12 protein-coding genes are annotated in these 14,728 nt (G+C 37.2%); all 12 read right to left on the bottom strand.

The window, feature by feature from the left end; all coding sequences use genetic code 11:
• Positions 1–136 precede the first annotated feature (136 nt).
• Positions 137–1,075 (bottom strand): ABC transporter substrate-binding protein, encoded by a 939-nt coding sequence (locus tag D7D81_RS04310; RefSeq protein ID WP_125987636.1) that lies wholly within the window; start codon positions 1,073–1,075, stop codon positions 137–139.
• A 182-nt stretch (positions 1,076–1,257) separates the two neighbouring features.
• The gene (locus D7D81_RS04305) at positions 1,258–4,338 is read right to left on the bottom strand and encodes an efflux RND transporter permease subunit (RefSeq protein WP_125987634.1); all 3,081 of its coding nucleotides are present in this window, start codon (positions 4,336–4,338) and stop codon (positions 1,258–1,260) included.
• Positions 4,338–5,852 (bottom strand): efflux RND transporter periplasmic adaptor subunit, encoded by a 1,515-nt coding sequence (locus tag D7D81_RS04300; protein ID WP_125987632.1) that lies wholly within the window; start codon positions 5,850–5,852, stop codon positions 4,338–4,340. Before D7D81_RS04300 ends, D7D81_RS04305 begins: the two co-directional genes overlap by 1 nt.
• Positions 5,842–7,164, bottom strand: coding sequence for a TolC family protein (locus tag D7D81_RS04295; protein WP_164522106.1), 1,323 nt, complete (start codon positions 7,162–7,164; stop codon positions 5,842–5,844). Before D7D81_RS04295 ends, D7D81_RS04300 begins: the two co-directional genes overlap by 11 nt.
• A gap of 5 nt (positions 7,165–7,169) precedes the next feature.
• Positions 7,170–7,751, bottom strand: a complete 582-nt coding sequence (locus D7D81_RS04290; RefSeq protein ID WP_125987628.1) for a TetR/AcrR family transcriptional regulator — start codon at positions 7,749–7,751, stop codon at positions 7,170–7,172.
• Positions 7,752–8,063: 312 nt separating this feature from the next.
• Positions 8,064–9,005 (bottom strand): substrate-binding domain-containing protein, encoded by a 942-nt coding sequence (locus D7D81_RS04285; protein ID WP_125987626.1) that lies wholly within the window; start codon positions 9,003–9,005, stop codon positions 8,064–8,066.
• A gap of 106 nt (positions 9,006–9,111) precedes the next feature.
• Positions 9,112–10,098, bottom strand: coding sequence for an ABC transporter permease (locus D7D81_RS04280; RefSeq protein ID WP_125987624.1), 987 nt, complete (start codon positions 10,096–10,098; stop codon positions 9,112–9,114).
• Positions 10,088–11,599 (bottom strand): sugar ABC transporter ATP-binding protein, encoded by a 1,512-nt coding sequence (locus D7D81_RS04275; RefSeq protein WP_125987622.1) that lies wholly within the window; start codon positions 11,597–11,599, stop codon positions 10,088–10,090. The genes D7D81_RS04280 and D7D81_RS04275 overlap by 11 nt, the downstream gene beginning before the upstream one ends.
• 13 nt (positions 11,600–11,612) lie before the next feature.
• A complete protein-coding gene (gene rbsD / locus D7D81_RS04270; protein ID WP_125987620.1) occupies positions 11,613–12,011 on the bottom strand; it encodes a D-ribose pyranase in 399 nt (132 codons plus the stop codon).
• Between the two features lie 14 nt (positions 12,012–12,025).
• Positions 12,026–12,955, bottom strand: a complete 930-nt coding sequence (gene rbsK, locus D7D81_RS04265) for a ribokinase (protein WP_125987618.1) — start codon at positions 12,953–12,955, stop codon at positions 12,026–12,028.
• 50 nt (positions 12,956–13,005) lie between these two features.
• The gene (locus tag D7D81_RS04260; protein ID WP_125987616.1) at positions 13,006–14,010 is read right to left on the bottom strand and encodes a LacI family DNA-binding transcriptional regulator; all 1,005 of its coding nucleotides are present in this window, start codon (positions 14,008–14,010) and stop codon (positions 13,006–13,008) included.
• A gap of 30 nt (positions 14,011–14,040) precedes the next feature.
• Positions 14,041–14,682, bottom strand: a complete 642-nt coding sequence (gene deoC / locus D7D81_RS04255) for a deoxyribose-phosphate aldolase (RefSeq protein ID WP_125991907.1) — start codon at positions 14,680–14,682, stop codon at positions 14,041–14,043.
• Positions 14,683–14,728 lie beyond the last annotated feature (46 nt).

The raw sequence follows: 14,728 nt of genomic DNA, 5'->3' as shown, positions 1-14,728 counted from the left end.
AACTTATTTATTTAAGCCCTTATAGATAACAGAGGCCGGTGTCAAGAATATTCCCTTATTTGTATTTGTACAGGATTAGACTTAACTTTTATAATATTCAACAAAAAAGTAAATTTTCCTGCAAATATTTAAAAAACTATTTACCAGACTCCACCTTCTCAGCTACTTCAGGTAGAATAGCCCTGAGAAACTCCATGATAGCATCAATTATCCTGGGGGAAGGTCGGCTTACTATATCCTGGTCTACTATATATACTCTACCATTTCTAACGGCTTTTATACCCTGATAATTGTCTCTATTCTTAATCTTTTCCACTGTTACTTTATGGGCTGAACTATGGGGGCTGGCTATATATACATCAGGGTCCTCAAGAATTAACACCTCCAGACTATACTGCGGCCAGGCTCCATCAGCTTTACTGCCAATATTAATTCCTCCGGCTATATTTATAATATCATCAATAAAAGTATCACTTCCAGCTGTATATAAAGGATTACTCCAGATCTCATAAAAAACCTTCGGCCTCTGCCTATCCTGGAGTTCCTTTACCACAAGCTGCTCTATCTGGGTAAGAGAATCAGTCAGTTCAGTAGTGATAACCCGGGCAGTCTCCTGCTGGCCAGTTAACAACCCCACCTTTTTGATCAATTCAATAGATTCCTTAATATTATGGGGATCAAAACCAGCGACCTTAATCCCTAGTCGTTTCAGCTGTGTTATAGTTTCTTTTTTATTTATGGCTACAGCAAGAACCAGATCGGGTTTTAGGGAAATTATCTTTTCCACACTGGGGTCAACAATAGTGCCTATCTTTTCTTTAAGCACAGCCTCGGCCGGATAATCAGCCAGAGTAGTTACCCCCACAACCTCATCTTCTAAACCAAGGGCAAATAAGAGTTCTGTCATACTGGGGGCCAGCGAAATAATCCTCTCCGGTTTCTCTTCCATTCTTATCTCCCTGTTAAAATCATCAACAATAGTTACCGGAAACTCATCAGCCAGAATCAAACCCGGCACAAACAAAACAAATAATAAAAACAGGACTACAGCTATAGTATATCTAAAATTCAGCATAATAAACCCCACCTCCAGTCAGCTAATATCTATCCCTTCTTATATTATAACAGTAAGAAGACAGCTTTGCCACCTGGACTTAATCAAAGTGACTACACCATCCAGATTTAAATAACGAAAAAGGTAAGGGCCTTTCCCAAAACCCTTACCCACTTATTAATTTTTATTAACTTAAACTCAAATTACGAATTCAATTCCTTTCCACCACTAAACCTATTCTTTACCCTCCTGCTAAAACCTGTTAATAGTGAATATATACTAGGCACTACATAGAGCGTCAGGAGAGTAGCTACTGACAGACCACCGATTACTACAATAGCCATTGGGGACTGTACTTCAGAGCCCTCACCCAGTCCAATAGCCATCGGCAGCATAGCCAGTATTGTTGTCAGGGCAGTCATAAAGATAGGCCGCAGACGGATTGGTCCTGCCTCCAGGATGGCCTCCCTGACAGTCATACCAGTACTGCGTAAATGATTAATATAATCTACCAGTACAATAGCATTGTTTACTACAATACCTGCCAGCATAATAATACCAATGATAGTCACCACTGAAATATTATTTCCTGTAATAACCAGGCCGAGCATAACACCAATAGCAGCCATCGGTACGGTAAACATTATTACCAGTGGATGTAATAGTGATTCAAACTGTGATGCCATTACCATATATACTAGTACCAGGGCCAGTAATAAGGCAAGGGCCAGACTGGTGAAAGATTCCTGCATTTGCTCGAATTCACCACCATAGTCTAGTTCATAGCCTGAGGGCAACTGAAGATTCTCAGACAATCTACCCTGTATTTCACCCATTACTTCCCCCAGACTCCTACCATATAAAGAAGCACCAATCTGAGCATATCTAACCTGATTTTCCCGCAGGATTTCTTTAGGACCTTCTTCTACCTTAAAGGAAGCAATGTCTTCTAGAGGAACCAGAGCGCCACTTGATGAAGATAGCAGTAATTCCCTGACCTGAGCCGGACTATCAATATCCTCTTCGGCCAATTTAACAGTTATATCATACTCTTCTCCACCAATCTCATACTGGGTAGCAACACTCCCACTGATTGCTGTATTAATTGCCTCACCTATCTGACTAACCCTGAGTCCATATTTAGAGGCCAGGGTTCTATTTATCTCAACCTGCATCTCAGGCCTTCCTTCAGAAAGACTGTCTTCAACCTCTCTTACACCCTCAACATTTCTTATTTCATCACTTATTTGTCGAGCTAATCTCTCTAGAACGACTAAGTCATCACCTTTTACCATGATAGATATCGGTTTTCCACTGCCTCCCATTGACATACCTTCAGTCTCAATATTGATTTCAACTCCAGGGATTGATAAATCATTTCTTAAGGCCTCAATAATTTCCTGGGTTGAGCGCTCTCTTTCATTTAGGTCTACTAATTGAAGAAAAAAACTGGCTGTTTCACTTTCACTACCTTCCATACCCATCATACCTGAAGAACCTACATTTACCAGCAAATTTTTGACTTCAGGAGTATCCAGGACAACTTTTTCAATCTCCCTGGCAACCCGATCAGTACTCTCCAGGGAAGAACCAAGGGGTAATTCAGCACTTATATTTATCTCTCCTGTATCAGATTCAGGGATAAACTCCGTCCCGATCATGGGAAATAATGAAATACTACCAATAAAAGCTACCAAGGTAATAACTACTATCAACCAGCGGTGTGACAGACTCCAATCTAGTGTAGAACAGTAAAACGATTTTACCCTTCCCATTCTGGAAGAATTCTGATGCCGTTCAACCTCTACTTTCTTAACCTTGAGTATCTTGGAAGACATAACTGGTATTAGTGTTAAAGATACCAGCAGCGAAGCCAGGAGAGAAAAAGCGACTGTCAGTGACAGCTCTCTAAACAACTGTGAGGCCATACCTTCCACGAAAAAGACCGGGAGAAAAACAATCACAGTAGTCAAGGTAGAAGCCAGTATAGCCATACCAACTTCCAGACTCCCTTTATGAGCTGCCTCTTTCCTGGATAAACCCTCTACCCGATAGCGAAAGATATTCTCCAGTACTACAATAGAATTATCAACCAACATTCCTACCCCCAGGGCCAATCCACCCAAGGTCATCATATTTAAAGTTAAGTCATTAAAATAAAGCAGCATAAAGGTAGTAATTACTGAAACCGGAATTGCTGTGGCGATAATTAAGGTACTCCTGATATTCCTCAGAAAGAGGAACAAAACCAGTACAGCCAGCACTCCCCCATAAATAGCACTGGTGGTCACATTACTGATAGAATCCTCAATATATTCTGCCTGATCCATAATCGGTATTATTTTTATATCATTATTTATTTCTCCCTGTAATTTAACGATTTCTTGATTGACAAGCCTTGATACATTAACAGTATTAGCATCAGTCTGTTTCTGTATCATAATACCCATACTCGTTTTCCTGTTAAGCCGGGTCATACTTTCAACCTCTTTAAAAGTATCTTTAACTTCAGCAATGTCTGCCAGCGGTACATTTGCCCCGGTAGCAGTTGGAATCTCTACAGCTTTTATCTCATCAACAGATTTGAATTTCCCCGTTACCCTGACCAGTAATTTATCACTCCCGCGCGAGACATTACCACCAGACATATTAAGGTTTTCTGACATCAGGGTATTTTTAACACTGGAAAAATCTATATTATAGTTATTTAGTTTGTTCCTATTGAGACTAATTAATATTTCCCGTTCTAAACCCCCTATTAAACTAACAGAGGCAACCCCTTCCAGGCGTTCCAGGCGAGGAGACACCCTGTCTTCAAGCAGGGTCTTTAATTCCGCCAGGTCAAGGTCTGCAGTAACACCTAATTGCATAATAGGCATCATCGAAGGGTCAAATTTGATGATTATAGGGTCATCAACATCATCAGGCAGCATCCCCTCTACCATATCGACATTCTCTCTCAAGTCCATAGTTGCTGTATCCATATCTGTACCCCAGTCAAACTCGGCAATTATCTGTGAGCTGCCTTTAGACGAACTGGAGCTGATTGTTTTTATATTGGTAACAGTTGAGACTGCACTCTCAAGCGGTTTAGTTACCATATTCTCTATCTCTTCTGGACCTACCCCACTATAACTGGTAATAATCGCTGCCCCTGGATAGGTAATTTCCGGGAAAAGATCTATATTGATCATGGTAAAACTAACTACTCCCAGTAATACTGCCAGTAGCACCATCATTGTGGTTGTCACCGGTCTTTTAATAGCCAAATCTGAAAGTTTCATTAATCTACCACCTCAACCAGATCACCATTTTGTAAGGAATTCTGTCCCTGGATAACCAGGATATCTTTTGGAGATATACCATCTATAACTTCAAGTTCATTAGTATTTATAATACCAATCTCTATCTCTTTTTTGACCACCTTGTCACCATCAACCGCAAAAACATAGGGGTTACCATCAAGGTCAAGTACTGCATTTATGGGGATAACCACAGTATTTTCAGCCCTATTCAGGATAAAACTGACATCAGCAAACATACCCCCATATATTTTATTATCCTCATTATTAAGTAATATTTTTACTGGATAGGCCTGAGCCTGCTGATCGATAACTGGACTAATATTAGTAATCTCTCCCTGGCTTATTCCATCTTTAAAGGCCAGGAGGTCAACACTTACCTGGTCACCTACCTTAATCCTGGTCAGGGTATCAGCATTAACATTTACTTTAACATAAACCTGGTCAAGGTCTACCAGATTTATTACTGGAGTGCCTGCACCAAGCATTTCACCGACCTCAACATTAACAGCAGATATTATACCCTGGTTAGGGCTTTTTACCACACTATTCTCAAACTGGATTCTAGCAAGTTCTAATGAGGCCTGTGACTGTTTCAAACTAGCCCGGGCTGATCTCCGCTCTTCTTCACGGGCCCCTTTTTTCACCTTAGCCAGGTTGGCTTCAGCTGTCTGAAGGTTAGCCCTGGCAACTTCAAGCTGGGTACGAGCATTATCAAGCTGTTGTTTGAGGGAATGTGGATTTTGATAAACATCCTCTACTATCTGATAACTCTCCAGGGCACCATTATAATTAATCTGCGCCTGTTCTTTACCCAATTCAGCTGTTTTCAAAGCTGATTGAGCATTTTTATACTGGGTCTCTACCCCCTCAAATTCCTTCCGGGTTATAGCCCCTTCATTATATAATGTCTTCATTCTTTCATAATCAGTACTGGCTTGATTATAAGCAACCCTGGCCTGATTTAACTGCTCATCGGCAATAGATAATTGTTTCCGGCCACTTTCTAACTGGGTATTTGAACTGGTCAGCTGTTGTTTATAATCACTCTTATCATGATAAATAGATTCGATTATTTCCAGTCCGGTTTTAGCCCCTTCAAATGAGGCCATTGCACTCTGATATGAAGCCTCAACTTGGGCTATTTCCTCTGGAGTAGCCCCATTTTCAAGCATATCCAGATTCGCTTGAGCCAGTTCTACAGCAGCTTCAGCCTGTTTTAACTGGGCTTTTAAATTATCTTGATCAAAAACAATTAAAGACTGGCCTTTTTTAACAAAATCCCCAACTTCAACATTCACCTCATCTATAATACCACCTATTTCAGGGGATATCTGGATACTTTTATAAGGCTCAATCTTTCCATTGACAACCTTTATTTCAGCAAGGTCCTTTAGTTCTACCTCTATAACCCTGACTGGTATACTCTGTGCTAAACTAACAGTATTCATAAGTAAGATGATAAGTATTGTAAATATCCCTATTTTATTTTTCATTAGTGATTACCTCCTCACAATAGCCCGTAAGTTGACCCGTCTTCTGTAATAATTCAAAAAGGTCTAACTGGTATTGATATTCTGCCTGCATTTTACCTATCTTGGTCTGTTTCAGGGTGTTTTGAGCATTCATTACATCTATATTTGTCCCTACACCCTCCTGATACCTCATCTCTTCCAGCCTTAGATTCTCACGGGCCTTATCAAGATTTAATTCCTTTAGTTCAATTCCGGCTCGATTTTCCCGGGCAGTAAGTATTTTGCTCTCAATATCTAATCTAATTAATTCCTTTAAATCGCTTTTAGACTCCTCTAATCTAGTAAGTTCTTTTTGATATTTCTTCTCAGTTGTACTTGATTTACCACCGTCAAAGATAGAGAGAGAACCTGACAGACTAACACTCCAGCTGCCGTCATCAAATTCCAGCTCACTACCCTGCCAGCTGTAATTACCAGCAAGTGCCAGCCTGGGCAGGTGACTCCTTTCTTCCATCTCTATATTGGTCTCTACTATCTCTTTATTAACTGTTATCATATTTAGTTCAGGTCTCTTCTCCAGGGCTAACTGGTAAAGTCTTTCTAAATCAAGCTCTACTGCTGCCTGTATATCTGGACTAACAAGCTGAAAATCCTGCTCATCCCTGCCGATTAAATTAGCCAGATTCTTGCTGGCTAAATGGAGTTGATTACGGGCGTTCTGCAGACTTTGTTCTGATTCACCCTCTTTGATCTCGATCTGTAACACATCTGTTTTCAAAGCCACTCCCTCTTTAAAACTGCTCTGGACAATCCTTTTATGTTCTTTTACTACTTTCAGGGCCTCTTCTTCTATTTCCACCCTTTCAGCAGCCATTAAAACATTATAATAGGCCTCAATAATATTATAAAGGATCTCACTTATCTCCTGTTCGGCCTGCAGACCGGCCAGGGTCAAACCCTTTTCAGCTTGTTTAATACCAAGGCTTATCTGGCCACCTGAATATATGGTCTGCTGTAGTGTTAACTGGGTATTATAACTATTTTGGGAACCCTCACTAGGTTTAAGAGTAGTAAAATCTAATTCCGGTGGAGCCTCTTCCAGCCTAGTATAGGAACTCTGTAAATCCAGTGTTGGGTACCAGTTTCTTTCAGCCAGTTCCAGATCATACTCAGATTTCTCCACCTCCAGATGGCTCTGCTTGATATTGGAGTTGTTTTCCAGTCCAGCACGCAAGGCCTCTTTCAATGTCAAACTATCAAGGGCCAGTACTGAGCCGGTATAAAGAACAAGCAGACTGACTATACAGATAAAAACTACCTTTATATCCTTCACTTCATTCATCTCCCTTCTTCTTGAATACCCTTTAAAACCAGATCATAAAGGGATTCAACCAGTTCTTCTATATCTTCCATATCATCTTCAAGGATAATACCATTCATTGCCCCTAAACTACCAACAATAAAAATTGCTGCCTTACGACTAGAAATATTGCGGAATTCACCATTCTTAATCCCCAGCTTAATTATCTCCTCTACTTCACTTGCTATTGCAGAATGAATTTTAAAAAAAATTTTCTTTACATCACTACTAAAATAACTTTCTGTATTGGTAAATAAACCAATTACCTTCTTATTCCTATAAATCCTCTTAAAATTCAGCCTGAAAAATGACTTTAAGATATCTCCAGCAGACTGACCTTCGTCTTCTTGAATAATAAAATTATGTGTTTCTTTTATTATTTCCCTGCCTCCCCTGATAACTGCTTCTCCAAACAATTCATCTTTACTGGAAAAATGCCAGTAAAGTGTCCCCTTCCCAAGGCCTGCCTCTTCAGCAATCGCTGCCATAGAAGTCTCATGAAAACCATTTTCGGTAAACAGCTTTACAGCAGCCTCCAGTATCTTATCTTTAGTATTCATCTCTATTTTATGTATCACACCTTCCTCGACTTACCGGTCAGTCTATAGTATACCAATATAACTATTTCCTGTCAAGTAGATTTATTTATGTGATTATCTTGTGATAAATATTATAAAATCATCTTGTTTCCATAGTTACAGATAAAAAAATGAAGGTTGAGAAACCTTCATTTTTTTAGGCCTATTTTTTCAGTATCTTATTTATAATTTTAGATTAATAATAATTAAAGCAAAAACCTCCTTTCGGAGGTTTTTTAGGCTGCTCAAAACGGTTTCAAAAACCTATTTTGAGACAGCCCCTGTTTAGTTTAATTAATCTCTAGTTTTAATAATGTCAATATTTTCTTTAGTAACTAATTGATTCTCAAGGATTACTTCATCTTCAACTTTTTTGCCGTTATAGATAGCAACTGCAGTTTTGACCGCATTCTTACCAAGGAAATATGGAGGTTCAGCTATGGTAGCTTCCATTTTCCTTTTTCTAATTGCTTCCATTGAATCATCAATAGCATCACAGCCTATTAAGGTAATTTCATCTAATCTACCTGCCGCTTCAATTGCTGCCAGTACTCCTAAAGCCATTTCATCATTAGCAGCATAAATACCATCAATTTCAGGTTGGGCCTGTAAAATATTTTCCATTACTGACATAGCCTGTCCTCTATCAAAGTTAGCAGTCTGCTTTGCAATGACTTTCATACCAGGGTTTTTATCCATAATTTGATTAAAACCTTTACTTCTATCCTGAGCTACACTTGTTCCCATAATACCCATAATTTCAACAATTTTACCTTTGCCATTTAAAGAATCAACCAGGAATTGACCAGCTATTCTTCCAGACCTTATTGCATCAAAACCTATATGGGTTATAACATCTCCATCATTAGCTTTACGATCAATAGTAAGAACAGGTATATTAGCATCATTAGCATTTAAAACAGATGGAATAATGGCATTACTGTCAGATGGGTCAAGTATTAATACATCCACTTTTTGCTGTATTAAATTTTCTACATTAGTTATCTCTTTTCCAGGTCTATTCTGGGCATCTGTCACAATTAACTTAACGCCTAATTCATCTGCCATAGCTCTAGCACCTTCAACCACTGTCACAAAAAATGGGTTATTCAATGTATTCATTGATATTCCGACTGTAATAGGCTTGCGAGCACTGACACCAGCAGCTAAACTTACACACATTATAAGTACTGTAACAGCTAATACAACAGAAACAACTTTTAAATTCTTTTTCATTTAAAATACCCCCATTTAAAATTTTAGTAAATACGACTATGACAACATATAGATAAAATAGTATTTATTTTGTTTAGATATTTATCCCCTCCTTTTCAAATAATACTCAATGACTATTTTGTTTTATCCTTCTTTCTTTATTAGTTATTTTAAAGGACATACTCTTAAATTTGCTATCTGTTATTACCGCAATAATGATTACCAGACCTTTTACAATATACTGATAAAAAGGGTTTACATTGACTAAATTCAATATATTATTTAAAACCCCCAGGATAAGTGCACCAACAAGTGTTCCGCTGATTGTACCTAAACCACCATTTAAACTGGTTCCCCCTAAAATAACTGCTGCGATAGCATCTAACTCCATACCTTCACCAGCTGTAGGTTGGGCTGAACTTAACCTTGCAGTAAGAATTAAAGCGGCTACCCCTGCCAAAAAACCACTGATCATATAGACAATTATCTTAACTTTTTTAACATTTATACCAGAAAGGACTGTTGCTTCTTCATTACCACCAGTACTAAAAACATATCTGCCAAATTTAGTATTTTTTAGAATATAGATACCTATTAAATAGGTAATGATTAAAATAAGTATTGGTACATATATGCCGAACATTTCCCCTCTTCCAAAAAATCTAAATTCTTTGCTTCTGATAGCAATAGGATAACCATTGGTATATACTAAAGTCACTCCTCTGGCAATTACCATAACTGCTAACGAAGCAATAAAAGGAGGCATATCAAATCTTGTAATTAATACCCCGTTAAACAAGCCGAATATACTTCCGATCAATAAGATTGATAGGACTGCCAGCAGAATACTGCTGGTTCCCGCCGTTACCCCCGCACCAATTGCTCCACTAACTGCCAACACTGAACCAACTGACAAATCAATACCACCTGTCAATATTACAAAAGTCATCCCTGCTGCTAAGATAGCAGTTATCGAAGTCTGACGTATTACATTAGTAAAGTTTGACATAGTTAAGAAAACAGGAGATAATTGTGAAGCAACAATACATATAAATATTAAAACTAAGATAGTTCTATATTTAGTCATTATATCTACTTTTATTTTATCCCACATTCAAGGTCCCTCCTGAACTTAAGTACATTATTTTTTCCTGATTAATATCATTTCCTGAAACCACCCCAGACAATTTGCCTTCATGCATTACCAGAACACGGTCACATAACCCTACTAATTCAGTTAACTCTGAAGAAATATAAAGAATTGAAATTCCATTTTCTGCCAGAGTTGTAATCAACTCATAGATTTCTGTCTTAGAACCTATATCAATACCCCGGGTGGCTTCCAATAAAATTAATATTTCAGGCTTAGTCTCTAACCATTTCGCAATTACTACTTTCTGCTGATTACCACCACTTAAGGTCTTGGAAGGCTGTTCCACATTTGACACTTTAATATTTAAATTTTTTACTGCTTCTTTTACCACTTTTTTCTCTTTCTTGTGATTAAGCTTTAGTAACCCTGAAATTTGACTGAGGGAAGATAACATTATATTTTCCTTAACATTTCTGTCTAAAACTAATCCCCCATTTTTCCTGTCTTCAGAGACTAAAGCAATCTTATATTTAATAGCATCATGTGGGCTATTTATCTTTCTAACTTCATTATTAATCAAGATTTCTCCAGTTGTATCAGGATAACAGCCAAAGATGGCTTTTCCCACATCTATCTTACCACAGCCCATAAGTCCCGCAATACCAAGTATTTCTCCCTTTTCCACTGCAAAACTAATATTTTCAATTTGGTTAATCACTGTTAAATTATTAACTTCCATTACTGTCTCATTAACAGGTTCTACTTCCCGTTCAGGAAATATATTTTTTATCTCACGACCCACCATCAATCTAATTAATTCATCCATATTTGTTTCCGATACCGCCATAGTTTTAATATGCTGACCATCTCTAAAAACAGTAATTCTATCAGATATTCGAAATATTTCATCCATCTTATGTGAAATATAAAATATCCCTACATTCTTCTCTTTTAAATCATTGATAATTTTAAATAAATATTCTATTTCATCATCCTCTAAAGCTGAGGTAGGCTCGTCCATTATGATAATTTTTGAATTAAATGAAAGAGCCTTGGCGATTTCTACCATTTGTTTGTTGGCAATTGAAATATTTTTTATCTTTTCAGCAGGGTCTAAGTTTATGCCTAATTCATTTAATATCTCAGTAGTATCTTCATACATTCTGGTCCAGTCTATTTTACCCGGTCTTTTTGATGGTTCCCTGCCCAAAAATATGTTTTCTGCTATACTTAAATCAGGGATAAGATTTAATTCCTGATAAATAATACTTATACCATTTAATTGTGCTTCCCGGGGGAAATCAAACATTATTTCCTTACCATCTAAATAATACTTGCCTTTATCCTGCTTATAAACCCCAGCAATAATTTTCATTAAAGTAGATTTACCAGCACCGTTTTCTCCCATTAAAGCATGAACCTCTCCTGCCTTTAAATCAATCTTCACATTATCAAGTGCTATTACCCCCGGAAAAGTCTTGGTTATATTGTCCATTTTTATAAGCTGTTTAGCTGGTTGCATGACTTAATCCTCCTTAATATACAACACCTGCCACTAAAATAATATTAGCATAAGATGTGAATTCTCCTGAACGAAAAGCAGCTCGGCAATTTTTCGTTTCAGCTTTAAAATCAACATGTGGTAAAAACTCAACTTCTATATCTTTTGGGAACCTTTCCATAATTTTATCTAGCATAGCTGGACTATGTTCTTTAATTTCTTCTGCCATAATAATTTTTTCAATCTCTAAAGCATCCAGTGTTTGATCAAGAACATCCAAAAATTCCGGAGTAAATGGCTTTAATGCAAAATCTACCCTCTCTATTTCCTGTGGTATGGGCAAACCTGCATCAGTTACAACAATTGTGTCTTTATGTCCTGTACTGGCAAGTACATGAGCCATCTGCGGATTTAGTGTTCCTTTTTTTAACATTTAAAATCATCTCCTTATAGTTTATTTGTTTGCAAAAATTTATCAATCTCATCTCTAAAAGGCATAGCAGGTGCTGTACCAAATTTAGTAACAGATAGGGCACCAACTGCATTAGCAAAAACTACTGCTTCTTCTATCTCTTTTCCCTCAGCAAGGGCAGTTACTAAACCACCATTAAAAGCATCACCAGCCCCGGTTGTATCAACTACCTTATCAATCTGGAAAGCAGACACTAGCTTTTCAACTTTATCATTCTTGATAAAGGCACCCTTTTTTCCCATTGTTATGATAACAGTTTCTACTCCTCTGCTCCGGAAATAGGCTGCTGCTTTTTTCGCTCCACTAACATCTTTAACTTCTACATCAGATAAAATACTGGCCTCAACTTCATTAGGAGTAACAATATCAACATACTGATATATTTTTTCATCTAATTTCTGTACAGGTGCTGTATTTAAAACAACTTTTATACCATGTTTTTTAGCAATATTAATACCAGTTACAACAGCAGATAAATTAGTCTCTAATTGAGTTAAAAATAAATCAGAATCTTTAATTTTTTCTTCCACTTGATATATTTCAGAATCCTTAATATAATTACAGGCACCAATTGAAACTACAATTTCATTCTCAGCTGTTTTGTCTTCAACCAGTATGAGAGCCGCACCAGTTTCATGTTTTTCGCTTTGAAAGACAAAATCAGTAACCATATTCTCTTTTTTAAAATTGTTAAGGGCAATTTCCGCAAATTCATCTTTACCCAGTTTGGTAATCATGGTAACATCTGACCCTGACCTTTTTGCAGCAACCCCCTGATTAGACCCTTTACCTCCAGGACCAAGTTTGAAAGGACCACCAAAAACTGTTTCACCTCTATTAGGTAAGTGCGGTGTTTTGCTCGTCAAATCTACAACAAAACTTCCCAGCACAACAATTTCACCCATCTCTTCCCCTCCTTTTTATTTTGGCAACGTTCCCAGTCTACATAAAAAATTTAAACCGATTTTCGTATTTCCAGAGTAGATTTAATCATTATTTGTTTGGGTTCATGTTTTTCCTTGTTTTCTATCAGATCTAAAATTAAATTTCCTGCTCTTCTACCTATTTCTTTAGTAGATTGTATTACCACAGTGATAGGGGGATTAGCCACATCAGCTAAATCCAGGTCATCAAACATTATTAAGGCAACATCCTCAGGTATTTTATAGCCATTATCTTTTAGAGCCTTAAATGCCCCTGCACCCATAAAGTTATTTGCTGCAAAAATGGCATCAAAGTTAACATTATTATTAAGTGCTTCTTTAGTCAACTCATAACCACTTCTTTTAGTAAAATCACCAAATTTAATTAATGATTCTTTAACTGGCAGGTTAAACAATTCCAGTGTCTTGATAAACCCTTCATACCTTTCCTTCCCGGGAGTATACTGCTGTGGGCCGGCAATTGTCAAGATATTTCTTCTTCCCTTATTAATTAAATAAGAAACTGCATGCATAGAACCATCAATATTATCTGTCCTGATAGAATCTAACTCCTCACTTATTAGCCTGTCAATTAAAACTACTGGACAGTTCCTATTAATTTTTTCATATGTTCTGGCAAATTTAATGTCTGAAGATGTTACGAGTAAGCCGTCAACTCTCTTCCCCAGCAAAGTCTCTATCTGTATTTTTTCAATTTTCGGATCATCATAGGTATTACAAACAATTATGGAATAGCCTTTATCTTTATAAATCTTCCCTAATTCATTAATTAACTTGGTAAAGAAAGGGTTTGTTATATCTGGTATTATAAAACCTATGATATTGGTCCTACCTCCCCTTAAGCTTCTGGCAATCGTATTAGGAGAATAATTAATTTCCTTAATGACCTTTTCAACTTTCTTCCTGGTTTTTTCGGCCACTATACCATTATTTATCACCCGGGAAACAGTAGAAACAGAAACATCGGCTTTACGGGCAACATCTTCTAATGTAACATTATTTTTATTGATTTTCATAAACAACACCTATTTACTTATTTGAATTGCTTACACTTCATTTACTATTTTAATTGAAGCACTAGCTCCAATCCTACTGGCTCCAGCTGATACCATCTCTTTAGCAGTTTTATTATCTCTAACACCACCTGAAGCCTTTACCCCCATTTGACTACCTACCACGTTCCTCATTAGCTTTATATCAGCTACTTTGGCACCATCAGTAGCAAAACCAGTAGAGGTTTTTACATAATCTGCACCAGCAAGAGATGCCAGAACACAGGCTGCTATTTTTTCTTCTTCAGTCAATAACGCTGTTTCAATAATTACCTTTACCAGGGCTTTTTCCTTAACTGCTTCTACAACTGCTGCTATATCCTGTTCTACAGCCAGATATTTACCACTCTTTAAATAGCCAATATTAATAACCATATCTATTTCTTCTGCCCCATTAGCCAGTGCTTCTTTTGCTTCCAGTGCTTTAATCGTCGAGGTATTAGCTCCCAGAGGAAAAGCAATTACCGTACATACTTTTACTCCTGTACCAGCAAGTAATTTACTAACAAGTGGTACATGAACAGGATTAATACAGACAGAAGCAAAACTATATTTTACTGCTTCTTTACATATTTTTTCAACTTCATCTTCTGTTGCATCAGGTTTTAATATAGTATGATCTATAAGATCTGCCATATTATACCCATCTTTTTTAACACCAAATTTCTTTGTGTTATATAAA

The sequence above is a fragment of the Halocella sp. SP3-1 genome (assembly GCF_003953885.1).
GTDB classification, from domain to species: Bacteria; Bacillota; Halanaerobiia; order Halanaerobiales; family DTU029; genus Iocasia; species Iocasia fonsfrigidae.
The sequence above is the reverse complement of the archived record's forward strand: the minus strand, read 5'-3'. Positions and strand labels throughout refer to the sequence as shown.

What these genes read in the sequence shown, in the direction of transcription:
- D7D81_RS04310 (WP_125987636.1), bottom strand. Translation starts at nt 1,075, where the DNA reads ATGCTGAATTTTAGATATACTATAGCTGTAGTCCTGTTTTTATTATTT.
- D7D81_RS04305 (WP_125987634.1), bottom strand. Translation starts at nt 4,338, where the DNA reads ATGAAACTTTCAGATTTGGCTATTAAAAGACCGGTGACAACCACAATG.
- D7D81_RS04300 (WP_125987632.1), bottom strand. Translation starts at nt 5,852, where the DNA reads ATGAAAAATAAAATAGGGATATTTACAATACTTATCATCTTACTTATG.
- D7D81_RS04290 (WP_125987628.1), bottom strand. Translation starts at nt 7,751, where the DNA reads ATGAATACTAAAGATAAGATACTGGAGGCTGCTGTAAAGCTGTTTACC.
- D7D81_RS04285 (WP_125987626.1), bottom strand. Translation starts at nt 9,005, where the DNA reads ATGAAAAAGAATTTAAAAGTTGTTTCTGTTGTATTAGCTGTTACAGTA.
- D7D81_RS04280 (WP_125987624.1), bottom strand. Translation starts at nt 10,098, where the DNA reads ATGTGGGATAAAATAAAAGTAGATATAATGACTAAATATAGAACTATC.
- D7D81_RS04275 (WP_125987622.1), bottom strand. Translation starts at nt 11,599, where the DNA reads ATGCAACCAGCTAAACAGCTTATAAAAATGGACAATATAACCAAGACT.
- rbsD (WP_125987620.1), bottom strand. Translation starts at nt 12,011, where the DNA reads ATGTTAAAAAAAGGAACACTAAATCCGCAGATGGCTCATGTACTTGCC.
- rbsK (WP_125987618.1), bottom strand. Translation starts at nt 12,955, where the DNA reads ATGGGTGAAATTGTTGTGCTGGGAAGTTTTGTTGTAGATTTGACGAGC.
- D7D81_RS04260 (WP_125987616.1), bottom strand. Translation starts at nt 14,010, where the DNA reads ATGAAAATCAATAAAAATAATGTTACATTAGAAGATGTTGCCCGTAAA.
- deoC (WP_125991907.1), bottom strand. Translation starts at nt 14,682, where the DNA reads ATGGCAGATCTTATAGATCATACTATATTAAAACCTGATGCAACAGAA.